The organism is Primorskyibacter aestuariivivens (assembly GCF_028023675.1).
GTDB lineage: Bacteria > Pseudomonadota > Alphaproteobacteria > Rhodobacterales > Rhodobacteraceae > Marinovum > Marinovum aestuariivivens.
Genome location: NZ_JAQIOZ010000019.1, coordinates 17,864 through 26,932 on the forward strand (window position 1 = coordinate 17,864; position 9,069 = coordinate 26,932).

9 protein-coding genes are annotated in these 9,069 nt (G+C 58.6%); 7 read left to right on the forward strand and 2 right to left on the reverse strand.

Annotation, left to right across the window (positions count from 1 at the left end; translation table 11 throughout):
* Window positions 1–7: 7 nt before the first annotated feature.
* Both PGB28_RS17250 and PGB28_RS17255 read left to right on the forward strand, forming a co-directional pair.
* Complete coding sequence (locus tag PGB28_RS17250; protein ID WP_271422775.1) at window positions 8–670, forward strand: flagellar hook capping FlgD N-terminal domain-containing protein; 663 nt, start codon at window positions 8–10, stop codon at window positions 668–670.
* Between the two features lie 285 nt (window positions 671–955).
* Window positions 956–1,153 carry a hypothetical protein gene (locus PGB28_RS17255; RefSeq protein ID WP_271422776.1) on the forward strand — a complete coding sequence of 66 codons (198 nt, stop codon included), beginning with the start codon at window positions 956–958 and terminating at the stop codon, window positions 1,151–1,153.
* Window positions 1,154–1,244: 91 nt separating this feature from the next.
* Here the strand turns inward: PGB28_RS17255 and ubiB are convergent, their stop codons facing one another.
* Together ubiB and ubiE are read right to left on the reverse strand one after the other, a co-directional pair.
* Window positions 1,245–2,780, reverse strand: coding sequence for a 2-polyprenylphenol 6-hydroxylase (ubiB, locus tag PGB28_RS17260; RefSeq protein ID WP_271422777.1), 1,536 nt, complete (start codon window positions 2,778–2,780; stop codon window positions 1,245–1,247).
* Window position 2,781: 1 nt separating this feature from the next.
* Window positions 2,782–3,531 carry a bifunctional demethylmenaquinone methyltransferase/2-methoxy-6-polyprenyl-1,4-benzoquinol methylase UbiE gene (gene ubiE / locus PGB28_RS17265; protein WP_271422778.1) on the reverse strand — a complete coding sequence of 250 codons (750 nt, stop codon included), beginning with the start codon at window positions 3,529–3,531 and terminating at the stop codon, window positions 2,782–2,784.
* 88 nt (window positions 3,532–3,619) lie between these two features.
* Between ubiE and mutM the strand changes: the two genes are divergently transcribed.
* The 5 genes from mutM to dnaN all read left to right on the forward strand — a co-directional run bounded on the left by mutM (window position 3,620) and on the right by dnaN (window position 9,017).
* Window positions 3,620–4,471 (forward strand): bifunctional DNA-formamidopyrimidine glycosylase/DNA-(apurinic or apyrimidinic site) lyase, encoded by an 852-nt coding sequence (gene mutM, locus PGB28_RS17270; RefSeq protein ID WP_271422779.1) that lies wholly within the window; start codon window positions 3,620–3,622, stop codon window positions 4,469–4,471.
* Between the two features lie 65 nt (window positions 4,472–4,536).
* Window positions 4,537–5,313 (forward strand): enoyl-CoA hydratase, encoded by a 777-nt coding sequence (locus tag PGB28_RS17275; protein WP_271422780.1) that lies wholly within the window; start codon window positions 4,537–4,539, stop codon window positions 5,311–5,313.
* A 185-nt stretch (window positions 5,314–5,498) separates the two neighbouring features.
* On the forward strand, window positions 5,499–5,762 hold the full coding sequence (gene rpsT / locus PGB28_RS17280) for a 30S ribosomal protein S20 (RefSeq protein ID WP_271422781.1): 264 nt from the start codon (window positions 5,499–5,501) through the stop codon (window positions 5,760–5,762).
* A 582-nt stretch (window positions 5,763–6,344) separates the two neighbouring features.
* Window positions 6,345–7,736, forward strand: coding sequence for a chromosomal replication initiator protein DnaA (gene dnaA, locus PGB28_RS17285; RefSeq protein ID WP_271422782.1), 1,392 nt, complete (start codon window positions 6,345–6,347; stop codon window positions 7,734–7,736).
* Window positions 7,737–7,898: 162 nt separating this feature from the next.
* A complete protein-coding gene (dnaN, locus tag PGB28_RS17290) occupies window positions 7,899–9,017 on the forward strand; it encodes a DNA polymerase III subunit beta (protein ID WP_271422783.1) in 1,119 nt (372 codons plus the stop codon).
* Window positions 9,018–9,069: the final 52 nt, after the last annotated feature.

Below are 9,069 nucleotides of genomic sequence, written 5' to 3' on the forward strand. Positions count from 1 at the left end.
AAAGCCCATGACCATATCTGCCACGCAGTCTCCTCCAAGCCTCTTCAACACCGGGGCGGCACCCAGTTCTAGCAATTCGACCGTTCTGAATTCGGACTTCAACACCTTTCTTCAAATGCTGACGACGCAGATGATGAATCAGGACCCTCTCAATCCTATCGATTCGTCTGACTATGCTGCTCAACTGGCCGCATTCTCCAGCGTCGAGCAGCAAGTGGTGACGAATAGCCTGCTCGAAGACATGGCCGGTTTGCTTGGGGTCGGCGGCCTTGCAGAAGTTTCAACCTGGGTTGGGCGTGACGTGCGCAGCGAAGCACCTGCCTACTTTGATGGTGAGCCACTCGAGCTCGCTGTTACGGTCGCGCTGCAGGCGGACCAATCGGTGTTGGAAGTCTATGATCAGAATGGCGATCTGGTTCAGACGACCGTCGTGGATCCTGACAGCGACTCTGTGATCTGGGCCGGGGTTGACGAAAATGGAACGCCATTTCCATCCGGCGAATACAGTTTCGTGGTCGACAATCTTGTCGATGACGAGTCGATTGGGCTAACATCTGTCCACACCTATAACGAAGTTATCGAAGCGCGGTCGCAGAATGGGCAAATTGTCCTCGTGCTTGAGGGAGGGAGACTCCTTAGCGTTGATTCGGTTTCCGGGATTCGCGCTTAGATAGTTGATCTGAGGTGGAACGCATGTCCGAAAAAAGGCCTAGCGGTCAGCGCCAGATCTTTTGTCAGCACAGTTTTGCTGACCCCAGGGTTTTTCAGACCGCCCCAAAATGTGGCATAGCGGCCCGGTTTGAGGCACTTCTGTTGCAGTTTTGCCGCGCTTGCGAAGAGCACCGGCCAGGCAGGAAAAAGGCTAAAAAATCCTGTTTGAAACTGGCCAGCCTTCTGTATAAGTTCACATCGCGTGGGGTGTTCAATCACCCATTTGAGAAGTCTGGAGACTATTATGAAAAAGCTTTCGCTTGCTGCAGTTGCAGCACTTGCGCTCGCTTCGGCAGCACCTGCCGTTGCTCAAGAGAACACCGTTGCGGCAGATCCGTTCCTGTCGACTCAGGACAACACCGCACTGATCGTTGTCGGTGGTGTGACGTTCCTGACCATTCTGGCAGCTGCCGGCAACAACTCGTCCTCCGGTACCGACTAAGTTTCGGTCCCACGGGACAATCAGATACGAAAACGGCGGCCCACCGGGTCGCCGTTTTCTTTTTGATCAGGGATTTTCGATCGTCGCCCGGTTATGCGAGACCTTGCATCAGCGCAAAAAGAGCCGCGCCGCATACCAATCCGCCCAGCAGGATCACACCCCTTTCGATCCAGAGCTTGCGCCCGCGGGACGGATCAACGGTGTTGGACTGGTTGATCAACGCCGATTCCACCAATCCCGGCAGACGGGGGCCGAACCGCACAAGAACCTTCAGGGTTTCGGCGAGGTCAGAAACGGCCGCACGTGGCCCGATGCTTTTCTTGATGTAATCTTCAACGACGGGCCGCGCGACTTCCCAGATATTCATATGCGGGTTCAATGACCGCGCCACGCCTTCAACTACGACCATCGTGCGCTGCAGCAGGATCAGCTCGGTCCGGGTCTCCATCCCGAACCGTTCGGTCACCTCAAAGAGGTAACTCAGCAGCCGTCCCATCGAGATGCGCGTCGCGTCCATGCCAAAGATCGGCTCACCAACTGCGCGCAGCGCGCGGGCGAATTCGTCCACATCGCGGTCGGCGGGCACATAACCGGCCTCGAAATGCACCTCGGCCACACGTTTGTAATCACGGCGGATAAACCCAAACAGGATCTCGGCATAGACCCGGCGGGTGTATTCATCGATATGGCCCATGATCCCGAAATCAAGCGCCACGATATCGCCATTCGGTGCAACCTTGAGATTGCCCTGGTGCATGTCCGCGTGGAAAAATCCGTCGCGCAGCGCGTGGTTCAGAAACAGCTGCAGTACCCGTTCGCTCAGCGCGATCCGGTCAAGCCCTGCCGCATCCAGCGCCGCATTATCCCCCAGCGGTACACCTTCGGCCCAGCTCAGCGTCATGACCCGCCGCCCGGACAGCATCCATTTGACTTCGGGCAGTTGGAAGCCTGCGTCATTTGCCGTGTTTGCCGCGAATTCCGAGGCGGCGGAGCTTTCAAGCCGCAGGTCCAGTTCGCCAAGCACCACGCCTTCGAAATGGGTGATCACGTCCATCGGCCGCAACCTGCGGGACGAGGGTGACAAAAGTTCGATCATGCGCGCGGCGAAGTAAAAGGCGTCAATATCCTTGCGAAACGCCTTTTCGATGCCCGGCCTCAGGACCTTGACCGCAACCGTTTCGCCGGTGTCGGCCAATCGCGCTTTGTGGACCTGCGCGATCGACGCTGCCGCCACCGGTTCGCTGAACTCCGAAAACAGTGTGTCCGCCGGGATCTCGAGCTCGTCTCCGACACTTTTTTTCGCAATTTCCACGGGGAAGGGCGGCAGCTTGTCTTGTAAGACCCGCAATTGCACGGCCAATTCGTCGCCCACCACGTCGGGGCGCGTCGAAAGCACCTGCCCGAACTTGATATAGGCCGGGCCAAGCGCGGTCAGCGCCCGCGTCGCAGGTGGCATATTGGGATCGCCCTTGTAGCCCAGCCATTTGAAGGGCCAGCCGAGGGTTTTTGCCACCAGACGCAGGAAAGGCGGCGCATCAAACGCCTCAAGCACCACATTCATGGCTCCGGTGCGCTCCAGCGTGGCGCCCGTGCGGATAAGCCGGATGATATTATGCGGTCCGCGCATCTCAGATTTTCCAACCGGAATGCAGACAGGCGATGCCCATGGTCAGGTTGCGATACTTGGCATTGCCAAACCCGGCATCGCGGACCATTTGCAGGAATGTCTCCTGATCCGGGAAGTTGCGGATCGATTCCACCAGATACTGATAGCTGTCCGCGTCATTGGCGATGATCTGCCCCATGCGCGGGATCACGTTGAAGGAATAGCGGTCATAGGCCCATTGCATCGCCGGGTTCGGGATCTGGCTGAATTCAAGCACCATGAGTCGCCCGCCCGGGCGCAGCACGCGGTAGGCCTCGGCCAGCGCCTCGGCGGGGCGGGTGACGTTGCGGATGCCGAAACTGATTGTATAGACGTCAAAGCTGTTATCCGGAAAGGGCAGGGCCATCGCGTCACCGACCACCCAGTCAAGCTGATCCGACATATGTTCTGCCTCGGCGCGTTTGCGCCCTTCGACGAGCATCGGCTCGGTCAGGTCCAGCACAACCGCCTCGGCGTGACCGGCGCGAGCGAGGAACCGGAACGAGATATCGCCGGTGCCACCCGCCACATCCAACAACTTTTGCCCGGCGCGGGGCGCCAGCCAATCCATCATCGCATCCTTCCAGACGCGGTGAATGCCCATGGACATGACATCGTTCATCACGTCATAGCGCGACGCGACCGAGTTGAAGACACCCTGTACCCGCCCGGCTTTTTCATTCTCGGGCACGGTCTGAAATCCGAAATGGGTGGTCTTTTGATCGTCCTGCATATTGGGCTTGCCGTTTGCTGTTGCTCCGCTTTCTTATAGAGCGCTGATATGCCGTTACAATGCGGCGTTGCCGAGGGAGCTTGTCCAGATGCCCGAATTACCCGAAGTCGAGACGGTTCGTCGCGGGCTGGAGCCGGTGATGACGGGGCAGGTCATGGCGCGGGTCGCCGTGAACCGTCCCGATCTGCGCTGGCCGTTCCCCCCGGACATGGCCGCGCGACTTACTGGCAAACGGGTGCTGCACCTCAGGCGGCGGTCGAAATACATCCTTGCCGATCTGGACAGTGGCGAGACGCTTCTTATCCATCTGGGCATGTCTGGGCGCATGCTGATCTCGGGCGATCCGCTGGGGCGCTTCGTGCAGGAGCATCCGGCCAAGGAGAAACATGATCACGTGGTGATTGATATGGAGAGTGGCGCGCGCGTCACCTTCAACGACCCCCGGCGATTTGGGGCAATGGACATGTTCGCCAGCGAACAGGGTGATGCACATCCGCTTTTGGCCAGTCTGGGCCCCGAACCGCTGGGCAATGATTTCAGCGAATCTTATCTGGTCGGGGCGTTGAAGCCTCGCAATATGCCCATCAAATCGGCGCTTCTGGATCAGAAAATCGTTGCCGGGCTGGGCAATATCTATGTCTGCGAGGCACTTTTCCGCACCGGAATCTCGCCGCTGAGAAAAGCACGCAACGTCAGCAAGGCACGCCTGCAGGTGCTGGTTTCGGCCATTCGCGACGTGCTGTCCGAGGCGATTGATGCGGGGGGATCGTCGTTGCGCGATTTTCGCCAAACCGATGGAGAACTTGGATATTTCCAGCACAATTTCGATGTCTATGGTCGCGAGGGTGACGCTTGCCGCAACGCGGACTGCAACAGCCGTATTTCGCGCGTCGTGCAATCCGGACGATCCAGTTTCTACTGCCCGACCTGCCAAAGATAGGTTGAACGCATCCGCCAGAATGGTAATCACGGAACTCTGACCTGAAACAACCAAGGGCAAATCACATGGCCTATGAGACGATCATCGTCGACGTAGAAGACCACATTGCCACGATCACACTCAATCGCCCCGACGCTCTGAACGCTCTGAACACGCAGGTGTTGGGCGAGCTGTCCAAGGCGTTGGCGGAAGCCTCTGAGAATGACAAGGTGCGCTGCATCATCCTGACCGGATCGGCCAAGGCCTTTGCCGCCGGGGCCGATATCAAGGAGATGTCCGAGAAAAGCTTTGTCGACATGTTCATGTCCGACTTCTTTTCGGAAGAGCATCAGGCCGTGCTGAAAGTGCGCAAGCCGATCATCGCCGCGGTCGCAGGCTATGCGCTGGGCGGTGGCTGCGAACTGGCCATGATGTGCGATTTCATTATCGCCGCGGACAACGCCAAGTTTGGCCAGCCCGAGATCAACCTGGGCGTCGTGGCCGGGATTGGCGGGACGCAACGTTTGACTCGCCTCGTGGGCAAATCAAAATCCATGGACATGCACCTGACCGGGCGTTTCATGGATGCCGAAGAGGCTGAGCGCTCGGGGCTGGTAAGTCGCGTGGTTCCGGTCAAGAAGCTGATGGAAGAGGCGCAGTCCGCGGCCCAGAAGATCGCCGAGAAATCGGTTCTGACCGCGATGGCCGTGAAAGAGGCCGTGAACCGCGCCGAAGAGACAACGCTGTCCGAAGGGCTGCTGTTTGAAAAGCGTCTGTTCCATTCGTTGTTTGCGTCCGAGGATCAAAAGGAAGGCATGGCGGCTTTCCTGGAAAAACGTCAGGCACAGTTCCGCGACAGGTAGTCAAACAGTGGGGCGCTCCGGGCGCCCCTTTTTCATCTTTGCAAGCGCGGCGAAACCCGTTATACGCCGTGCCATACATGCGCGTGCAGCCCGCTCAGGCTCGAATCATCCCCGGTGACGACAGTACGGGTTGGGTTTGGCATTGCGCTTAACAGTTACACCAAACCCTAAGAAGGGATGATCGCATGGCCAATTCGCCCCAGTCCAAGAAACGCGCACGTCAGAACGAAAAGCGCTTTGCCGTTAACAAAGCCCGCCGTTCGCGCATCCGCACCTATCTGCGCAAAGTTGAAGAAGCGATTGCTTCTGGCGACAAGGACGCAGCACAGGCCGCTCTGCGCGCAGCTCAGCCTGAACTGATGCGCGGTGTGACCAAAGGTATCCTGCACAAGAACACGGCATCGCGTAAAATGTCGCGTCTGGCATCGCGGGTCAAAGCTATCGGCTGATCCCGGTCCCGACAGGACAAGCATAAGCCCGCGTTCCAGCCCGGAACGCGGGTTTTTTTGTGGTCGTGTTAACGAAAGAATCGCTAAGATCGTGCCGGGCCAAAAGGCCCTCAAGGCTCCAACAGGTTTAAGCGTCGCAGGATGCTTTTTTGCCCGCTTGTGACCGAACTGTGTCGCCTTTGCATGGCGTTTGAGATTCGTTTGAGTTTATCCCGAGTCAAGTTTGAAGTTCAGTTGCCGCCCGGCTGAACGAGTTGGTAACTTCCTCCCTGCGAGTCACTTCGCAATGGGGGGACAGGTTACAAAAGGCAGGCTGCGAAAACACGGTGTTTCCTCGGGGGACAGAGAAAATACCACAATCTCAACGAGATGCCGCCACATGCCTTTCGTCGTGTCCAACGATTATCGTCGGTAGTAGCCGATTCTGACGGAAGTTTTTCCGTACAGCGTCGTGCTGTGTTTGCCGACAGGGCTGGGTTGGTCCGCGCATCTGCTGCGCGGGCGTCATCATCGGCCGAATGAGAGACGGGGGTAGGGATCGCCGCAAGGTGATCGGGACACATGAATGCGGATGCGGGGAATATGACAAGAGAACAATGGGGCGCACTTCAGGGGCAGTTGCGGGAAACGGTCGGGGCGAACAACTACTCAAACTGGATAGAGCCGCTGGAATTCGGCGGGATTGAAAACGGCGTTGCAACCTTTTCGGTGCCAACCAGCTTTCTGGGGAATTACGTGTCGCGCAATTTCGGCGATGTGCTCCTGTATACGATGACGTCGGCCGGGTCCGATGTGCGCCGTATCCAGTTCAACGTGCCGGCTAACGCCGCGGCCAAGACGGCTTCGGGCAAGGGTGCTGACAAGCCAACGGCCAGACCTGTGCAAAACGACGCCAAGCCGGGCCGGGGCTCTGCCAATGCTCTTGAGGGGCTGTTGCCCAGCGCGCCGCTTGATAAGCGGTTCACCTTTGACACTTTCGTCGTCGGCAAACCGAACGAGCTCGCCCATGCCGCCGCGCGCCGTGTCGCCGAAGGGGGCGAAGTCACGTTCAACCCGCTTTTCCTGTATGGCGGCGTCGGGCTTGGTAAAACGCACCTGATGCATGCGATCGCCTGGGAGCTGAAGGCGCGTATGCCGCATCTGAACGTCCTCTACCTGTCGGCGGAACAGTTCATGTATCGCTTTGTTCAGGCGCTGCGCGACCGCAAGATGATGGATTTCAAACAGATCTTCCGCTCTGTCGATGTGCTGATGGTGGATGATGTGCAGTTCATCGCGGGCAAGGATTCCACGCAGGAAGAGTTTTTCCACACCTTCAATGCGCTGGTGGATCAGAACAAACAGATCATCATTTCCGCCGACCGTGCCCCAGGCGAGATCAAGGATCTGGAAAACCGCATTCAGTCGCGCTTGCAAAGCGGTCTGGTGGTCGATCTGCACCCGACGGATTATGAACTGCGCCTGGGTATCCTGCAGTCCAAGCTTGCAGCGCACCGGACCCAATATCTGGACCTCGAACTGGACGAAAAGGTTCTGGAATTCCTTGCGCATCGGATTTCGACAAATGTGCGTGTCCTCGAAGGCGCGCTCACCCGGCTCTTCGCCTTTGCATCGCTGGTCGGTCGTCCGATCACCATGGACCTGACCCAGGACTGTCTGGCGGATGTGCTGCGTGCATCCGAGCGCAAGATCACCATCGAGGAAATCCAGCGCCAGGTGGCTGAGCATTACAATATTCGCCTGTCCGAGCTTCTGGGTCCCAAACGTCTGCGCGCCTTTGCCCGCCCGCGTCAGGTGGCCATGTATTTGTGCAAGCAATTGACCAGCCGCTCCCTGCCCGAGATCGGCCGCCGCTTTGGTGGGCGCGACCACACCACCGTCATGCACGGGGTGCGCCGGATCGAAGAGCTCAAGATCCAGGATGGGCAGATCGCCGAAGACATCGAAATGCTGCGCCGGGCGCTGGAAGCCTGAGCATATCCGCATCAATGGCCCGGTCAGAGTGATCTCGGACCGGGCCAGCCCTTGACCCTCCCGACAATCCATTGGAAACCTCTGACAACAGTCCAAAAAGGGCTTGGAGGCCACCTGTGATGCGGATAACGTGCCGGTCCGGGTCTAGCGGAGGGACAGGCTATGAAGATCAGCATCGAGCGCGGCACATTGCTCAAGGCCGTGGCACAGGCGCAGTCGGTTGTTGAACGCCGCAACACCATTCCGATCCTTGCCAATGTCCTGATCGAAGCCGAGGGCGACAGCGTTCAGTTCCGGGCGACCGATCTGGATATCGAAGTCGTCGACAAGGCCCTGGCGCAGGTGGAGCGCGCAGGCGCCACGACAGTATCTGCCGTGACCCTGCATGAGATTGTCCGTAAGCTTCCCGATGGGGCGCTTGTCACGCTGACCGAAGAGGGGGCGTCGAACCGGCTGACGGTCGAGGCCGGACGGTCGAATTTCTCGCTGGCCACCCTGCCCAAGGAAGATTTCCCGGTCATGGCGACCTCGGAATACAGCACAAATTTCTCGGCCCCCGCGCCGGTGTTGCGCCGCCTCTTCGACAAGTCGAAATTCGCGATTTCCACAGAGGAAACGCGCTATTACCTGAACGGCGTCTATATGCATGTCGCCGATGCCGAAGGCGGCAAGGTGCTGCGCTGCGTGGCCACCGATGGTCACCGTCTGGCGCGGATTGATGCGGAACTGCCCGAAGATGCAGCCGACATGCCCGGCGTGATCGTGCCGCGCAAAACAGTGGGAGAGATGCGCAAGCTGCTGGATGATGACGACATGCAAATCGCAGTGAGCGTGTCTGAAACCAAGGTGCGCTTTGCCACGCCCGACATCACCCTGACCTCCAAGGTCATCGACGGAACATTCCCGGACTACACCCGTGTCATTCCACAGGGCAACACCCGCAAGATGGAAGTGGACGCCGCCGATTTTGCCAAGGCCGTGGACCGTGTGGCTACCGTGAGCTCGGAGCGCTCCCGCGCGGTCAAAATGGCGCTGGATGAGGACCGGTTGGTCCTGTCCGTCAATGCGCCTGACAGCGGGGCCGCAGAGGAAGAGCTTGCCGTGGCCTATGGCGATGAGCGGCTGGAGATCGGGTTCAACGCGAAATACCTGCTGGAGATCGCCAGCCAGGTGGATCGCGAAAACGCGGTGTTCCTGTTCAATTCCTCGGGCGATCCCACGCTGATGCGGGAAGGCAATGACACCAGTGCAGTCTATGTCGTCATGCCCATGCGCGTGTGACCAGCACCGGAAATTTTCAAAATTTCCGGATCGATTTCTTTGAAGAAATCGG